The following is a 15,222-nucleotide window of genomic DNA, read 5'->3' as shown; positions in this document are numbered from 1 at the left end:
CGGCTTTCGCACCCCTGCCGAGATGCTCGAGAAGATACTGACCAAGACCGCTGACAACCACGGTGTTGCGTGACTACCTAGATTCCGCCGCACGTGCGCGTACCCCTGGTGCACCCGACCGGCCAGGCGCGCGGACGTCGACCACATCGTCGAGTACGACCACGACGCCGAAACCGAGGGCCGCGAGCAACCCGGCCCGACCACCACCTCCAACCTTGCCTGCCTGTGCCGGTCCCACCATCGGTTGAAGACCCACTCCGCCTGGACCTACACGATGGTCGCGCCCGGCGTGTTCGAGTGGACCAGCCCGCACGGCCACCGCTACCTCCGCCACCGACACGGAAGCATCCCGCTCGAGGGGCCGGGTCTCGTGACGGGCGCCAGGGCGCCCTCCTCGACCAACGGCGAACCAAGTCGACCATGACCCCGCCCCTCACCCCGCCAATCCCCACACTGGCGGGCCACAGGCACGTCCAGCCGCGCCAGCCGTGGCCGCGGCTCAGACAGGTACGTCGGCCAGGCGCAGGATCTCGTTGACGACCTCCGTCAGCGGGCGGGTGGCGTCGATGGGGACCCCGACCGGAACGTCCTCGCCCGTGCGGTGAAGCCGTACGACGAGGTCGCGCTCCTCCGGCTTGCCACCCCACTCGTCATCCCCCCGCTGGGCGAGCCGACGGAGCAGCGTCTCCAGGTCCACCTCGAGCACGAAGACCTCGTCGAACACGTCGAGGAACGACGCGTGGTTGCGGGAGCCCCCGCAGAAGAAGGTGACGGGGGCGCGGTGGTCGGCGACCAGCTGACGCACGCGTCCGACGTCCCAGATGTGGTGCTCGTGCACAGCACTGTCGATCGGCCGACCGGTGACGGGGTCGCCCTGGTAGGCGAGGTCCGTGTCGCCGTTGACCGCGTGGTGACCACGTCGCTGCAGCTCGCGGCAGACCGAGGTCTTCCCGGTGCCCGACACGCCCTCGAGCAGGTAGTTGCGTACACCCACGGAACGAGTATCCCCGGTCGGGCAGGATGAGCCGGTGAGTCCGATGATCGAGCCGCCGAGCTCCCTCCTCCTCGTCGTCGGACGCGAGGACTTCACGCCACCGACGACCTTCGGAGGACGCGCGTGCGCTGCCACCGTGGACTGCATCGCCGTCGGGGTGCGGAGCGTCGCTGACGGTCCGACCCTCGCCTCGTTCGCGGAGTCGGCGAGACCGGGCCTCCTGGTCCTCGGCCGGTTCACCGTCGAGTCGGAAGGACTGCTGTCGTTGCGCGACGTCCACCACCGCGAGCACGACGCGTGCGGCGTCGAGCCGGGGTTGGTCGACGTCACGGTCCTCGGCGACGTCGACGCCGAGCCGAGCGAGGTCGTCTTCGTCGTCGGGCCGGGCTGAGGCGGACCGTCAGGGACCGGCGTCCACGATGGCGCGCACGCGGTCGAGGTCGATGTCGTAGGGACCGATCCGCGTCAGCACCCACGAGGCGCCGCGGTCGGACCACGCGGCCGGGTCCTGGTCGGGCTGCAGGTCGACGACCACGTCGAACCCAGGACGTGGCGCGTGCTCGGCGAGCGAGGTGGTCACCCGGTCCAGGTCGTCCGGCCCGTCGAGGCCGATGACGAAGAACCCGTCGTGGCCCGCAGCGCGCCGCATCGGCGCCCGGTTCCCGTAGCGTCCGGCGAGCCAGATCGGAACCTGTGGCGCGGGACGGAACCTCACCCCTCGCGCGGCGTAGTGCTCACCGTCGTGGTCCACCGGTTCGCCCGACAGCAGCGCGGTGAGCAGCTCGAGCCCGTCGTCGAGCATCCGCCCGCGAGTGCGCGGGTCGGCCTCGTCCCCGAAGGCGCTGAACTCCCCCACCCAGTCGTCGCCGAGCCCCAGGCCCAGCACGAACCGCCCGCCCGAGAGGGTGGCCAGGCTGGCCGCCTGTCGAGCCAGCACCTGCGGCCGTCGCCGCGCCAGCGGCGTGACCATCGGGCCGAGCACCAGGCGCTCGGTGCGCATCGCGACCGCCGCGCAGCACGTCCAGACGTCGGCGATGTCGGTGACCCGGTCGCCGTAGAGCAAGTGGTCCCACACGAAGAAGCCGTCCCACCCCGCTGCCTCGGCCGATGCCGCGAGCTCACCGACGACGCCGGGGTCGGCGAGCTGGTCGAAGGGGGCGACGAACAGTCCGCGGCGCGTGGTCATGCACCGATCATGCCGCCAGGCCCCGCGCAGGGGTCAGCCGAGCGAGGCGATGAGCCGCCGGACCGTCTCGAGCGCGCCGCGCGCGATCTCTGGCGCGGTCTCGCGATAGTAGGTCGAGGCGCTGATCGACGGCGCCAACGCGAAGCCCCGTGCCCGGCGGTACGCCGCCTCGTCGAGGCCGACGGTGGCGCGGTAGAGGTCGGCCGCCGACCCCGGCAGGTAGCCCCACATGGCGTTGAGCTCGATCGCCGGGTCGCCGCGGCCGGCGGCACCCCAGTCGATGACCGCTGCCAGGCGCCCGTCGCGGACCAGGAGGTTGCCCTCGTGCAGGTCGCCGTGGAACCACCTGGCCTCGCCGTCGTACGCCGGTGCGGCCAGCGCGTCGGCCCACACCGCGAGCACGGCGTCGCGCGACACCTCGGCGGGGTCGGCCCTGGCCGTCCACTCCTGCACCCACGCGTCCAGGGACGGGAGCGGCGCGCCGCGACCCTCGGTCTTCACCGGTCCGCCCATCCCCGGCACGTCCCGGCACGCCCGGACGAAGGTGCCCAGCGACACGGCCCACTCGGCGGGGTCGAAGGTCGAGGGCGTCGGGTTGTCGCCCTCGATCCACGGCACCACGGTCCAGTGCCAGGGGTAGCCCTCACCGGGCCGCCCGAGCGCCACGGGCGCCGGGATCGGGACCGGGAGGTGCGGCGCGAGCCGCGGCAGCCACTCGTGCTCCTGCACGGCCGAGTCGGCGGCCCAGTCGATCCGCGGCAGCCGCAGGAGCAGGTCGTCCCCGAGCCGGAACAGCTGGTTGTCGGTGCCGGTCGGCGGGAGCCGGCGCAGCGGCAGTCCGGCCCACTCGGGGAGCTGTGCGTCCACCAGTCGGCGTACGGTCTCGTCGTCGATGACGACCTCTCCGGCATGCATCCCACTCATCGACGCGCACCGTAGTACCGACGAGTAGGTTTGGTCGCGTGAGTTTCCTGCGCCGCCAAGCGATCGTCGCCGCCCTGACCGCCAACACCCTCCGGCCCCCGCGCGGACAGCGCTCCGGGCTCGCCGCCTTCCCGGCCGGGTGGATCTTCGGCGAGACGGCCCCGCAGATGCTCGCGCTCACGGCCGTGGACGCGGTCGCCCACCTGACCAAGGGACGCCGCGCAGGCTGGAGGGCCAAGGCGGGCCTCGTCCTCGCGGGCGCCAGTGCGCTGGGCCTGACCCGCGTCGTGCGGGAGAGCCACCGCGCGAAGGACGACTTCGAGGAGGCGCTCGTCGAGGGCCTCGGCGTGGACTACGTCGAGCAGCTCGACGACGTGCCCTCGCCGGCCGACCTGGCCACGCCGTGGCGCCGCCTGGTCCGGCCGTTCAACTTCGCCCACGAGGGCGTGCGGGTGATCAGGAACCTGCCCTACTCCGAGGCCGGCCGCCGCGGGCACCTCGACATCTACCTCCCGGCCGGCCAGGACGCGATCAAGGACGCGCCGGTGCTGCTGCAGGTCCACGGCGGCGCCTGGACCCTCGGCCAGAAGGAGCACCAGGGCCGTCCGCTGATGAACCAGATGGCCGCCAAGGGCTGGGTCTGCGTGGCCATCAACTACCGCCTCGCGCCCCGCGACCCGTGGCCGGCGCACGTCGTCGACGTCAAGCGCGCCATTGCCTGGATCAAGGACAACATCGCCGACTACGGCGGTGACCCGGACTACCTCGTCATCACGGGCGGTTCGGCCGGCGGTCATCTCACCGCGCTCGCGGCGCTCACGCCCGGCGACCCGGCCTTCCAGCCGGGCTTCGAGGACGCCGACACCAGCGTGCAGGCGGCCGTGCCCTTCTACGGCGTTTACGACTTCGCCGGCTCGACCGGCCTGGGCAACGCGATCAGCATGCGTGACGGCTTCCTGAGCCCGCGCGTCATGCAGACCACGTGGAAGGACGCGCCCGAGGTCTACGAGGCCGCGTCGCCGATCCTGCGGGTCACCCCCGACGCGCCCGACTTCTTCGTCATCCACGGCGAGCGCGACAGCCTGGTGTCGGTCGACCAGGCCCGGCTGTTCGTCGCCGAGCTGCGGCGCACGTCCCGCAAGTCGGTGGTCTACGCCGAGGTGCCGGGCGCCCAGCACGCCTTCGACGTCTTCCACTCCATCCGCAGCACCCACGCAGTGCGCGCGGTGGACCGCTACCTCACCTGGCACTGGAACACCTGGCGGCACGGCCTCGAGGCCGACAGCGGCATCGAGCCGGAGGAGATCTCCCGGCTCGACGACGCTGCCGGCTAGGAACTACGGCTGGGCCTGCGTGATGAAGCCGACCTGGTTGCCCGCCGGATCGGTCATCAGCGCCAGCGACGTGCCGCCGCCGACCGCCGTGACGGGTCGTACGACAGTCCCGCCGGCCGCCTCGACCGCGGCGACCTTCGCGCCGAGGTCGTCGGTCTTCCAGTAGACGACCGGCCCGGCCATCTGGTCGCGCTTCCCCTGGGGATTGAGGCCGATCTCCTGGCCGTCGAGGTTGAAGCCCACGTAGTAGGGCGTCTCGGTGTGCGGCTCGGCTTCCCAGGCGACCTTGTAGAACTCGGTGACAGCGGCGAGGTCCGCGGCGGGGATGACGATGGTGTGGTTGCTCATGACGTGCTCCTGTGTCCGTGTCGGTGGTGGGGCGGTGGTTGCTTCCACCCACCTGACGGGCGTCGGGTCGCGAGTGTGACCGCACTAGGGTCGTCCCCGTGATGCAGCCGTGATGCCAGCAGACCTGCTCGACCACGCCCGCGCTGCCAAGGGCTTCATGCCCGAGGACGAGGGGGCCCTGCTGCACCGCTGGGCGCGCGAGCGGCTGTCGTCGGGGCCGGTGCTCGAGGTCGGGACCTACTGCGGCAAGTCGGCGATCTGGCTCGGCGCCGCTGCGCGCGAGGTGGGCGGCACCGTCTTCACCGTCGACCACCACCGCGGGTCCGAGGAGAACCAGGCCGGCTGGGAGCACCACGACGACTCGCTCGTCGACCAGGACCTCGGGCTGATGGACACCTTGCCGACCTTCCGGCGCGCCATCGCCGACGCCGGGCTCGAGGACCAGGTGGTCGCCGTCGTCGGACGCTCCGCGACGGTCAGCCTCTGGTGGCGTACGCCGCTGTCGTTGCTGTTCATCGACGGCGGTCACGGTGTCGAGCCCGCACGGGCCGACTTCCGCGGGTGGGCGCACTGGGTGATGGCGGACGGCCTGCTGGTCATCCACGACGTCTTCCCCGACCCCGCCGACGGCGGCCGGCCGCCCTACGAGGACATCTACGTCCCGGCGCTCGCCAGCGGGGCCTTCACCGAGGTGGAGGCGCTGGGCTCGATGCGGGTGCTACGCCGTACGTCGGGTGACGCCGGCGACCCGCTCGCCTGAGCCGTCGCCCGGCCGGCAGCCGCACTCGAGGCCGATCTCGGCGAAGTCCGGCGCCAGTGTCGTGCCGCGCATGATGTCGGCGCCGGGCGTGCCGTCGGAGAGCGCGTCGACGGCCAGGATGACCGCCGCCGCCGTGTAGGTGGTCTGCTCGTGGGGCCAGTTGACCTCGTCGGGCCACACGTAGCCGGTCCAGTAGGAGCCCTCGTCGGTGCGCAGGTGCTGCATGTCGGCCAGCAGCCGGAGCGCACGGGCGCGGTCGCCGATGGCTTCGAGGGCCATCACCAGCTCACAGGTCTCCGCGCCGGTCACCCACTGGTTGGCGGAGACGCAGCGGATGCCGAGGCCGGGCTCGACGAAGGTCTCCCACCGCTCCGCCAGCAGGTCGCGGGCCGCCTCGCCGCGCACCGCGCCCCCGAGGACGGGGTAGTACCAGTCCATCGAGAAGGTGGACTTGTCGAGGAAGCGGTCGCGGTGCTCGCGCAGCGCGTGACCGAGCCGGCCCCCTGCGAGCTCCCACTCGACCTGGGGCTCCCCCACCAGCTCGGCGAGCGCGACACCGGCGCGCAGCGAGTGGTGGATGCTCGAGGATCCCGCGAGCAGGGCCTCCTCGTTGACCTTCGCGGGCTCTCCGTCGTGCCACTCCTGCGACCAGGCCACGCCACCGAACGGCAGCTGCATCGCGACGACGAAGTCCAGGGCGCGTCGCACGGTGGGCCACATCCGGCGGACGAACTCCTCGTCGCGGAGGACCAGCCAGTGGTGCCAGACGCCCACGGCGACGTAGGCCGACATGTTGGTCTCGCCGGAGGGGTCCTCGACGACCCCGTCGACGATCTTCATCGGCCACGAGCCGTCGGCGCGCTGGGTGTCCCGCACCCAGGCGTACGCGCGCTCCGCGGCCTCGCGCTGGCCGCCCACCACGAGCGCCATCGCCGACTCGACGTGGTTCCAGACGTCGGTGTGCTCCCCGACCGACCACGGGATCGCTCCCGACGGCTCCTGCACGGCCGCGATCGTGACCGCCGTCTGCTCCACCTGGCTGCGCGTCAGGATGTCCTCGATCGCCGGGCTGGTGCTCATGCGTCCGAGGCGGCCGGCCCGGTCGAGGGCTTGGTGAAGTAGAGCACCATGCTCTTGCCGATGATCGGGTCGAGGACCTTGCCGGCGAGCTGCAGCGCCTTGGGGTTCTCCATGATCTCCCAGACCAGGAGCTTGTGGTAGGCCTTCGCCAGCGGGTGGTCGTCGTTGGTCACCCCGACGGCGCACTTGATCCACCAGTAGGGCGCGTGCAGGCCGTGGGCATAGTCCTTGCCCACGAAGGTCATCCCGGCCTTGGTGACCTTGTCGACGAGCTCTTCCTGCGTGTAGATCCGGATGTGGCCGCCCTCGACGTTGTGGTAGTCGTCGGACAGCTTCCAGTTGACGATCTCGGGGAACCACCGCGGCACGCTCACGGCCAGGGTGCCGCCCGGACGGAGCACCCGGACCAGCTCGTGGATGGCCTGGATGTCGGCGGGGATGTGCTCGAGGACCTCGGCCGCCACGATCCGGTCGAACTCGCCGTCGGCGAACGGCAGCGCGAGCGCGTCGCCCTCCTTGACGTCGGCCTCGGCGCCAGCGGGCACCTCGCCGGCCTCGCGCATCGCGGCGAACCACTCGCGCACCGTCGCCAGCTCGTCGGCGTCCTGGTCGAAGGCGATGACGTCGGCGCCCCGCTTGTACATCTCGAAGGCGTGGCGGCCGGCGCCGCAGCCCATGTCGAGCACCCGCTCACCCGGCCGGAGGCCGAGGCGGTCGAAGTCAACGGTCAGCACGGTGGCTCTCCTTCTCCTGCCGGCCCTGCTCCTCGCGGAAGGCGGCGATGGTCTCCTCGTAGGCGGCGGCGGTGGCCTCGGCCACGGCACGCCAGCTGAACAGCGCCTCGACGCGGGCGCGGCCACGCGCACCCATCGCCGTACGCCGCTCGGGGTCGTCGAGCAGGGCCGCGAGGGCCTGCTCCAGCTCGCCGACGTCGCCCGGCGTCACCAGGTCGGCGCACTCGCCGTCGGGGCCGACGACCTCGGGGATCGCGCCCGCCCGCGAGACGACCAGCGGGGTCGCGCACGCCATCAGCTCGGCGGTGGGCAGCGAGAAGCCCTCGTAGAGCGACGGCACGCAGGCCACCTCGGCCGAGCCCATCACCCGCACGAGCTCCTCGTCGCTGACGCCGTTGACGAACTCGACGCGGTCGGCGATGCCGAGCTGGTCGATGAGCTGCTCGGTGCGCCCGCCCGGCTCGGGGCGGGTGACCAGCACCAGCGAGACATCGCGCTCCACGCTGAGCTTGGCGAAGGCCTCGAGCAACGTCGCGATGCCCTTCATCGGCGCGTCGGCGCTCGCCATGGCGAGGATCCGACCGGGCACGCGCGGCGCGGTCGGCGGCGCGAACACGTCGTCGACGCCGAGCAGGATCGTCTGCAGCCGAGCGGGGTCCACGCCGAAGTCGCGGGCCACGTCGCGCGAGGAGGACTCCGAGGGCGTCAACACCTTGCGATAGCGCTTGGCGACCTTGGTCTGCATCCGCAGGAAGCCGTACCACCGGCGCAGGGTGAGCCGCTTGCGCCAGCCCGGGGCGGTCTGGAGGTCGATCCGACGGTCCATCGTGATCGGGTGGTGGATCGTCGCCACGACCGGCAGGCCGTAGGACTCCAGCTCCATGATCCCGGTGCCGAGCACCTGGTTGTCGTGGGCGATGTCGAAGTCGGCCGCCCGCTCCTTCATCAGCCGCGCGATGCGCGAGCTGAAGGTCTTCGGCTCGGGGAACCCGGCCGTGCACATCGTGAGGAACTCCTCGACGTCGATGCGGTCGCGGAACTCCCGGAGCCGCGGGACCCGGAAGGGGTCGGGCTCGCGGTAGAGGTCCAGGCTCGGCACCTTGGTGAGCCGCACGCCCTCGTCGAGGTCGGGGTAGGGCTGGCCGGAGAACACCTCGACGTCGTGGCCGAGACGCACCAGCTCGCGGCTCAGGTGGCGGATGTAGACGCCTTGGCCGCCGCAGTGCGGCTTGCTCCGGTAGGACAGCATGGCGATGCGCACGTGCTCTGCCTTTCGCGTGCTGTGGATGAGTGCGCCCATTATGCCTACTGGTCGGTAGGCGGCCGCGCGGCCGGTCGGGTCTCAGCCCTCGCTGGAGTGGCCGGGGAACACGTGGGCCGTGGGGTCGATGACCACGGCAGCGTTGTTGACGGCGGTCGCGGCCTCCCCGAACCCGACCGCGATCAGCCGGACCTTGCCGGGGTAGTCGGTGATGTCGCCGGCCGCGAAGACGCGCGCCAGGTTCGTGCGCATCGCGGAGTCGACGACGACGTGCCGCTTGGAGGTCACCAGCCCCCACTGCTGGATCGCGCCGAGGTCGGCGACGAACCCGAGTGCGGCGACCAGCGCCTGCGCCTTGCGGAGCTGGGGCTCATGGCCGTCGACGCTGACCTCCACCTCCTCGAGGTGGCCGTCGCCGCGCAACTCGGTGACCTGGGCGTTGGTGACGATCTCGACGGTGGACTCCTTGACCGCGGCCACGGTGCGCTCGTGGGCACGGAAGGCGTCGCGCCGGTGCACGAGGGTCACGGACGCGGCGATCGGCTCGAGGTGCTGGGCCCAGTCGAAGGCACTGTCCCCGCCGCCGACGATCACCACGTCCTTGCCGGCGTACGGCGCGAAGCTGGGCACGAAGAACTCCATGCCGCGCCCGACCCAGCCCTCGCCTGCCGGCAGCGGCCGCGGGCTGAACTTGCCGATGCCCGAGGTGATCAGGACAGCCGCAGCGGTCACCCGGGTGCCGTCGTCGAGGGTCACGACGACGTCGTCCTCCCCGTGCTCCAGCGTCGTCGCCGTGCGGTCGAGGAGGTACGTCGGGTCGGCGGTGGCGGCCTGCGCCACCAGTCCCTCGACGAGGTCACGCCCCTTGATGCTGGGGAAGCCGGCGACGTCCAGGATCGCCTTCTCGGGGTACATCGCGGTGATCTGACCGCCGAGCTCGGGCAGCGAGTCGACCACGACCACGCTCATCTGGCGGAAGCCGGCGTAGTAGGCGGAGTAGAGCCCCGTCGGTCCGGCACCGATGATCAGCAGGTCGGTCGTCACGTCGTCCACGCCGCGATCCTTCCCATCCCGGGGCTGCGCCACAAGGGCCGGCCCGTGCTCACAGCGCGTCCAGCTCGCTGACCAGCCAGTCGCCGTCGACGCGGCGGAGGGTGACGAGCACGCGGTCGAGGTCGAGCCGGGGCCTGTCCAGGTCGGTCCCCTCGGTCGACTGGTTCACGAACACCAGCACCCGGGCGTACGACGTCGTGGCGTGCACGAGTGCCGTGCCGACCACCTCGGCCGAGACCACGCGGTGGTCGCGTCGGCTCGACGTGGCGACCCCGGCCATCGTGCGGTCGTACTGGTCGAGCATGGTGCCGGTCATCAGGTCGCGCGCCGCGGCCTTGTCGTCGGCGAGCGTCTTCCAGGAGTAGCTGTAGACGCGGGTGGCGGCCTCGTCGGCGACCTCGAGCACGGTGTCCATGACGTCGGAGGACGCGACAGACGCCTCCTCGGCGGACGCGCTCGTGATGTCGGCACCCGCCGTGTCGTCGCGCTGGGTCCAGGCCCAGGCGAGCACGGCCGCGGCGGCCACGACGAGGACGGCCAGCGCGGCGACGACGCGCCTCTGTGCGGTCCGGGTCACCGCACGAACCTCAGGCTGCTGGTGAGCCACCGGCCGTCCCGGCGCACCAGGCCGAGCTCGAGGCGGTAGTAGCGCACCTGCGGCTCGTCGGTCCTGGTGTTGGTGACGGTGCTGTTGGCGGCGACCAGCACGGTCGCGGAGTCGTCGCCGAGCTGCGACACGCCCAGCGCCACGACCTCACCGGCGGAGGTGGCACGGGTGCGGGTCGCCTCCCTGGTCAGGCGCCGGCTCTGCGACTCGTACTGCTCCTTGAACTCACCGGTCGCCCCGTCGAGCACCCGCTCGACCACGACGTCCATGGTGCGGTGGTCGACGGTCAGGAAGGCGAGTGCCTCGGCCCGCGCGGCGCCCGCCACCTCGTGCTGCGCGGCCGTGAGCCCCTCGTCCGCGGACTCCGCCGCGCCGAGCAGCACGACGATGCCGACCACCAGCCCGGCGAGCACGACGGACAGCGCGCCGATCGACCAGATGGTGCCGCGTCCTCCCACGCGGCCGAACCTAGCCCAGTCCAGGGTCCCGGCGCCGCTGATCCGCGTGCCTAGACTCCGTTGTCGTGAGACGGCAGATCACCTACTTGACGGCGCATCCCTCGGCGATGCTGCTGGGAGCGCAGCTGCTGCAGGTGCTGGCGTGGCCCTTCCTCGAGAGCTCGGTGGTCGGACGCACCTTCCTCGGTGTGATCGGCATGGTCGCCGTCGGGTCCGCGGTCCTCGCGGTGCGTCGTACGCCCAACGTCAGTCGCGCGGTGCTGTTCCTCGGTGCCCCCGCGATGGTGCTCACCCTGCTCGAGGCCGTGTTCCCCGACGAGGACGTCATCGTGCTGATGTCCGGCCTGCTGCACTGCCCCTTCTACTTCTACGTGTCCTACGCGATGCTGCGCTACCTCTTCCACGACGAAGACGTGACGACCGACGAGTACTTCGCCACGGGAGCCGCGTTCACCGTGGTGGCGTGGGCCTTCGCCTACGCCTTCGCGTTCGTCCAGGTCGTGTGGCCCGACTCGTTCAGCAACGCCGGCGGCTTCGACCACACCTGGTTCGAGCTGCTCTACCTGTCGTTCTCGACCCTCACGAGCGTCGGGCTCTCCGACATCGTGGCCGTCGGTGCGCAGGCCCGCTCGATCCTGATGGTCGAGATGATGGTCGGCGTCTTCTACATCGCAATGGTCGTGTCTCGCATGGTGGGGCTCACCATGATGCGCCGCCGCTGAACCGGGCTCAGCGCTCCCAGCCGGCGGGGCGGTCCTTCTTCGGCAGCTTCGCCACCACCAGCCGGTAGGACTCCTCGACCGCCTCGAGGAGCTCCTCGTCGGGGATGGCGCCGCCGAAGGCCAGGTCGTTCCACCCCGACCGGCCGATGTAGGCCATCACGCTCGCGTCGTCTGGGTAGCGGTGCAGCCACTCGTCGGCGACCTCACGCGTCGCGCCGGCCTTCACGCCCACCCCGCTGGCGCCGAGAAACGCGAAGATCTTGCCCTTCTCCGCCGGCCCGACCTTGAAGACCGGGTGGTCGTGGTCCCAGGGGTTGTCCGGCCACGCGCCGGGGAACGCGGCGCAGACCTCCTGCATCCGGTCGACGTCCACGCCACTCCCCTCCCGGGCCTCCCGGGCTCAGTCCTCGTCGTCGTCCTCGTCGTCGTCGAGGAGACCTTCGCGCTCCGCAGCCTCGACGATCCGGCGCACGTTGTCGATGGAGCCGCAGTCGGCGTCGAGCTGCGCGTTGCGCTCGGTGGCGAACGCCTCCCCGAGCTCGAGACGGACCTTCTCGCTGACGTCCTCACGGGCCGGGTTGAGGATGGTGAGCTCCTCCTCGGTGAGGTGGTGGTTGAGGGCCGTCGCCAGCTCCTCGACGGCGTCGTCGAAGGCCTGGGTGTCCGTGCCCTTGAGCTCGAGCACCTTGAGCATCGCGTCGTGGCCCTCGGCGTGCTCCTCCTCGCCGTGCTCGGCCTCGTGCTCGGTGATGGCGTCCTTGCGGCGCAGCTGCGGGTAGACGTGCTTCTCCTCCGCCTCCGCGTGCGCGACGTGCAGGGCGGCGAGCGCCTGGCGCACGGCGTCGCGGTCGGAGGTGCTGTCGCGCAGCTGGCGCATCAGCGACTCGAAGCGGCGGTGGTCCTCCAGGATGAGGTCGATGACGTCGCCGGAGACGGGGCGACCGAGGTCGATGGGAGTGCTCATGCGGCGAACCTAGCGACCCGGCCCTCGGCGCGACCACCAGGTACGCCCCCACGGGTGGTGCTGCCTACGATGGATGTCGTGCCAGGCATCGAGGTGTGGAGCCAGTTCGACCACGACCCGCGCAGTCCCGCGAACGCGGCGATGCGCGCGTCGGACCGCGACCGCGCGGTGATCGAGACCGTGCTTGCCGACGCCTTCGCCGAGGGCCGCCTCACCAGGGCCGAGTACGACGAGCGCGCGGACGCCGCGCTGGCCAGCCGGACCCTCGGCGACCTGGTGCCCCTCGTGGGCGACCTGCCGGTCTCCCGGGCACCCCGGTCGAGCAGCGGGGACCTCCACCAGCAGGCCGTGCGCAAGTGGCAGAGCGACCGACGCGAGGCACTGCTCGGCCTCATCGGACTGTCGGCGCTGCTCTGGACCATCTGGGCGGTGACCATGTGGGGCGACTTCCCTTGGCCGCTCTTCCCGATGGGCTTCGCCCTGATGAACCTCGTGCGTGTCGTCGTGAACAAGCGCGACATCATCGAGGAGCACACCCGGAAGCTGGAGAAGAAGGAGCGCAAGCAGGTCGGGCAGGCCGAGGAGGAGGCCTGAGGCAGCTCAGACTCGCCCTACTTGGTGGCTTCCATCATCTGGCGTAGTTCCTTCTTGAGGTCGGAGATCTCGTCGCGGAGGCGAGCGGCGACCTCGAACTGCAGGTCGGCCGCCGCCTGCTTCATCTGGTCGGTCAGCGCCTGGATGAGCTCGGCGAGGTCGGTGCTGGGGATGCCGGCGGTGTCGGGCGCCTCGGAGTGGATCTTCGACAGCGCGGGGGTCGGTGACTTGCCCGGCTTCACGCCCCCGGCGCGACCCTTCTGACCGACGTCCGCCCAGGTGCGCAGCAGCTCCTCGGTGTTCTCGTCCTCACGGGCGAGCATCTCGGTGATGTCGGCGATCTTCTTGCGCAGCGGCTGCGGGTCGATCCCGCGCTCGGTGTTGTAGGCGACCTGGATCGCCCGGCGGCGGTTGGTCTCCTCGATGGCGTTCTCCATCGACGGCGTGATCTTGTCGGCATACATGTGGACCTGACCGGACACGTTGCGCGCGGCACGGCCGATGGTCTGGATCAGCGACTTGTCGGAGCGCAGGAAGCCCTCCTTGTCGGCGTCGAGGATCGCCACCAGCGACACCTCAGGCAGGTCGAGGCCCTCACGGAGCAGGTTGATGCCGACGAGGACGTCGTACTCGCCCATGCGGAGCTCGCGCAGGAGCTCGATGCGGCGCAGGGTGTCGACCTCGGAGTGGAGGTAGCGGGTGCGGATGCTGGCGTCGAGGAGGTAGTCGGTGAGGTCCTCCGACATCTTCTTGGTCAGCGTGGTGACGAGCACCCGCTCGTTCTTCTCGGCGCGGGTGCGGATCTCGTGGATCAGGTCGTCGATCTGGCCCTTGGTGGGCTTGACCACGACCTCGGGGTCGACCAGGCCGGTCGGTCGGATGATCTGCTGCACGGTGTTGTCGACGCCGCCCACGCGGTCGAGCTCGTAGTTGCCCGGGGTCGCCGAGAGGTAGATCGTCTGGCCGATCCGGTCGACGAACTCGTCCCACCGCAACGGCCGGTTGTCCATCGCGCTCGGCAGCCGGAACCCGTGGTCCACGAGGTTGCGCTTGCGCGACATGTCGCCCTCGTACATGCCCCCGATCTGCGGCACCGCGACGTGGGACTCGTCGACGACGAGCACGAAGTCCTCGGGGAAGTAGTCGAGGAGGGTGTTGGGCGCGCTGCCGCGGGTGCGGCCGTCCATGTGCATCGAGTAGTTCTCGATGCCGGAGCACGAGCCGACCTGCCGCATCATCTCGACGTCGTAGGTGGTGCGCATCCGCAGGCGCTGCGCCTCGAGCAGCTTGCCCTGCTTCTCGAACGCGGCGAGCTGGTCGTCGAGCTCGAGCTCGATGCCCTTGATCGCACGCTCCATCCGCTCGGGACCGGCGACGTAGTGGGTGGCGGGGAACACGTGGAGCTCGGTGTCCTCGGAGATCACCTCACCGGTGATCGGGTGCAGCGTCATGAGCCGCTCGATCTCGTCGCCGAAGAACTCGACGCGCACCGCGAGCTCCTCGTAGACCGGGAAGATCTCGAGGGTGTCACCGCGCACGCGGAACGTGCCGCGCGTGAAGGACATGTCGTTGCGGGTGTACTGGATCTCCACGAGGCGACGCAGCACCGAGTCACGGTCGTGCTCCTCGCCGACCTTGAGCCGCAGCATGCGGTCGACGTATTCCTGAGGGGTGCCGAGGCCGTAGATGCAGGACACCGTCGAGACCACGATCGTGTCGCGGCGGGTGAGCAGGCTGTTGGTCGCGCTGTGCCGCAGCCGCTCGACCTCCTCGTTGATCGAGGAGTCCTTCTCGATGTAGGTGTCGGTCTGGGGGACGTAGGCCTCGGGCTGGTAGTAGTCGTAGTAGGAGACGAAGTACTCGACCGCATTGTCGGGGAAGAGCTGGCGCAGCTCGTTGGCGAACTGGGCGGCGAGGGTCTTGTTGGGCTGGAGCACCAGGACGGGTCGCTGGAGCTGCTCGGCGACCCAGGCGACCGTGGCGGTCTTGCCGGTGCCGGTCGCGCCGAGGAGGACCACGTCCTTCTCACCGCCCTGGATCCGGCCCACGATCTCCTTGATCGCGGCCGGCTGGTCTCCGGACGGCTCGTAGTCGGAGACCACCTTGAAGGGGGCCACCCGGCGCTGGAGATCGGTGACTGGACGCATGCGTCGAGCCTACGACGCGCCACCGACAACGGGGCGTGGCGCGTTCGCCACCCGAA

General features: G+C 70.9%; 18 protein-coding genes. 5 read left to right on the top strand and 13 right to left on the bottom strand.

Annotated elements, in window-relative coordinates; genetic code table 11:
- Positions 1–499: 499 nt before the first annotated feature.
- Positions 500–994 (bottom strand): AAA family ATPase, encoded by a 495-nt coding sequence (locus ASC64_RS06820; RefSeq protein WP_056906789.1) that lies wholly within the window; start codon positions 992–994, stop codon positions 500–502.
- A 34-nt stretch (positions 995–1,028) separates the two neighbouring features.
- Between ASC64_RS06820 and ASC64_RS06815 the strand changes: the two genes are divergently transcribed.
- Positions 1,029–1,385 carry a hypothetical protein gene (locus tag ASC64_RS06815; RefSeq protein ID WP_156385065.1) on the top strand — a complete coding sequence of 119 codons (357 nt, stop codon included), beginning with the start codon at positions 1,029–1,031 and terminating at the stop codon, positions 1,383–1,385.
- A gap of 9 nt (positions 1,386–1,394) precedes the next feature.
- Here the strand turns inward: ASC64_RS06815 and ASC64_RS06810 are convergent, their stop codons facing one another.
- On the bottom strand, positions 1,395–2,180 hold the full coding sequence (locus ASC64_RS06810) for an LLM class flavin-dependent oxidoreductase (protein ID WP_056906787.1): 786 nt from the start codon (positions 2,178–2,180) through the stop codon (positions 1,395–1,397).
- A gap of 33 nt (positions 2,181–2,213) precedes the next feature.
- Positions 2,214–3,104 (bottom strand): aminoglycoside phosphotransferase family protein, encoded by an 891-nt coding sequence (locus tag ASC64_RS06805; protein ID WP_082550259.1) that lies wholly within the window; start codon positions 3,102–3,104, stop codon positions 2,214–2,216.
- 38 nt (positions 3,105–3,142) lie between these two features.
- On the opposite strand from ASC64_RS06805, the gene ASC64_RS06800 reads away from it, so the two are divergent.
- Positions 3,143–4,438, top strand: coding sequence for an alpha/beta hydrolase (locus ASC64_RS06800; RefSeq protein WP_056906785.1), 1,296 nt, complete (start codon positions 3,143–3,145; stop codon positions 4,436–4,438).
- A 3-nt stretch (positions 4,439–4,441) separates the two neighbouring features.
- On the opposite strand, the gene ASC64_RS06795 is transcribed toward ASC64_RS06800, so the two are convergent.
- A complete protein-coding gene (locus ASC64_RS06795; RefSeq protein WP_056906784.1) occupies positions 4,442–4,786 on the bottom strand; it encodes a VOC family protein in 345 nt (114 codons plus the stop codon).
- A 112-nt stretch (positions 4,787–4,898) separates the two neighbouring features.
- On the opposite strand from ASC64_RS06795, the gene ASC64_RS06790 reads away from it, so the two are divergent.
- Entirely contained in the window at positions 4,899–5,546 is a 648-nt protein-coding gene (locus tag ASC64_RS06790; protein ID WP_056906783.1) for a class I SAM-dependent methyltransferase, read from the top strand.
- Here ASC64_RS06790 and ASC64_RS06785 read toward each other — a convergent pair.
- The 6 genes from ASC64_RS06785 to ASC64_RS06760 form a co-directional block, all read right to left on the bottom strand.
- The gene (locus tag ASC64_RS06785) at positions 5,505–6,626 is read right to left on the bottom strand and encodes a prenyltransferase (RefSeq protein ID WP_056906782.1); all 1,122 of its coding nucleotides are present in this window, start codon (positions 6,624–6,626) and stop codon (positions 5,505–5,507) included. The two genes, ASC64_RS06790 and ASC64_RS06785, sit on opposite strands and share 42 nt — an antisense overlap.
- Positions 6,623–7,360: a class I SAM-dependent methyltransferase gene (locus ASC64_RS06780; protein ID WP_056906801.1), complete on the bottom strand. Its 738-nt coding sequence runs from the start codon at positions 7,358–7,360 to the stop codon at positions 6,623–6,625. Before ASC64_RS06780 ends, ASC64_RS06785 begins: the two co-directional genes overlap by 4 nt.
- On the bottom strand, positions 7,347–8,621 hold the full coding sequence (locus tag ASC64_RS06775; RefSeq protein WP_056906800.1) for a glycosyltransferase family 4 protein: 1,275 nt from the start codon (positions 8,619–8,621) through the stop codon (positions 7,347–7,349). The genes ASC64_RS06780 and ASC64_RS06775 overlap by 14 nt, the downstream gene beginning before the upstream one ends.
- An 81-nt stretch (positions 8,622–8,702) precedes the next feature.
- Positions 8,703–9,674 carry an NAD(P)/FAD-dependent oxidoreductase gene (locus tag ASC64_RS06770; RefSeq protein ID WP_056906781.1) on the bottom strand — a complete coding sequence of 324 codons (972 nt, stop codon included), beginning with the start codon at positions 9,672–9,674 and terminating at the stop codon, positions 8,703–8,705.
- Positions 9,675–9,723: 49 nt separating this feature from the next.
- Positions 9,724–10,251 carry a hypothetical protein gene (locus ASC64_RS06765; RefSeq protein WP_056906780.1) on the bottom strand — a complete coding sequence of 176 codons (528 nt, stop codon included), beginning with the start codon at positions 10,249–10,251 and terminating at the stop codon, positions 9,724–9,726.
- Complete coding sequence (locus ASC64_RS06760) at positions 10,248–10,739, bottom strand: hypothetical protein (RefSeq protein WP_056906779.1); 492 nt, start codon at positions 10,737–10,739, stop codon at positions 10,248–10,250. Before ASC64_RS06760 ends, ASC64_RS06765 begins: the two co-directional genes overlap by 4 nt.
- 65 nt (positions 10,740–10,804) lie before the next feature.
- Here ASC64_RS06760 and ASC64_RS06755 point away from each other — a divergent pair, with 65 nt between their 5' ends.
- Positions 10,805–11,461: a potassium channel family protein gene (locus tag ASC64_RS06755; protein WP_235563565.1), complete on the top strand. Its 657-nt coding sequence runs from the start codon at positions 10,805–10,807 to the stop codon at positions 11,459–11,461.
- A gap of 7 nt (positions 11,462–11,468) precedes the next feature.
- Here ASC64_RS06755 and ASC64_RS06750 read toward each other — a convergent pair whose 3' ends face one another.
- Entirely contained in the window at positions 11,469–11,834 is a 366-nt protein-coding gene (locus ASC64_RS06750; RefSeq protein WP_235563563.1) for an MmcQ/YjbR family DNA-binding protein, read from the bottom strand.
- 27 nt (positions 11,835–11,861) lie between these two features.
- A complete protein-coding gene (locus ASC64_RS06745; RefSeq protein WP_056906777.1) occupies positions 11,862–12,425 on the bottom strand; it encodes a hemerythrin domain-containing protein in 564 nt (187 codons plus the stop codon).
- Between the two features lie 78 nt (positions 12,426–12,503).
- On the opposite strand from ASC64_RS06745, the gene ASC64_RS06740 reads away from it, so the two are divergent.
- Positions 12,504–13,019, top strand: coding sequence for a DUF1707 SHOCT-like domain-containing protein (locus ASC64_RS06740; RefSeq protein WP_162245774.1), 516 nt, complete (start codon positions 12,504–12,506; stop codon positions 13,017–13,019).
- Between the two features lie 17 nt (positions 13,020–13,036).
- Here the strand turns inward: ASC64_RS06740 and uvrB are convergent, their stop codons facing one another.
- Positions 13,037–15,166: an excinuclease ABC subunit UvrB gene (uvrB, locus tag ASC64_RS06735; RefSeq protein WP_056906775.1), complete on the bottom strand. Its 2,130-nt coding sequence runs from the start codon at positions 15,164–15,166 to the stop codon at positions 13,037–13,039.
- Between the last annotated feature and the right edge of the window lie 56 nt (positions 15,167–15,222).

This window comes from Nocardioides sp. Root122 (assembly GCF_001425025.1).
Classification (GTDB): Bacteria; Actinomycetota; Actinomycetes; order Propionibacteriales; family Nocardioidaceae; genus Nocardioides.
This window is presented reverse-complemented; position numbering and strand designations above follow the sequence as displayed.

Bases quoted from the DNA above. Each gene is read 5' to 3' on its own strand.
- ASC64_RS06810 (WP_056906787.1), bottom strand. From the start codon at position 2,180: ATGACCACGCGCCGCGGACTGTTCGTCGCCCCCTTCGACCAGCTCGCC.
- ASC64_RS06805 (WP_082550259.1), bottom strand. From the start codon at position 3,104: ATGAGTGGGATGCATGCCGGAGAGGTCGTCATCGACGACGAGACCGTA.
- ASC64_RS06795 (WP_056906784.1), bottom strand. From the start codon at position 4,786: ATGAGCAACCACACCATCGTCATCCCCGCCGCGGACCTCGCCGCTGTC.
- ASC64_RS06790 (WP_056906783.1), top strand. From the start codon at position 4,899: ATGCCAGCAGACCTGCTCGACCACGCCCGCGCTGCCAAGGGCTTCATG.
- ASC64_RS06785 (WP_056906782.1), bottom strand. From the start codon at position 6,626: ATGAGCACCAGCCCGGCGATCGAGGACATCCTGACGCGCAGCCAGGTG.
- ASC64_RS06745 (WP_056906777.1), bottom strand. From the start codon at position 12,425: ATGAGCACTCCCATCGACCTCGGTCGCCCCGTCTCCGGCGACGTCATC.
- uvrB (WP_056906775.1), bottom strand. From the start codon at position 15,166: ATGCGTCCAGTCACCGATCTCCAGCGCCGGGTGGCCCCCTTCAAGGTG.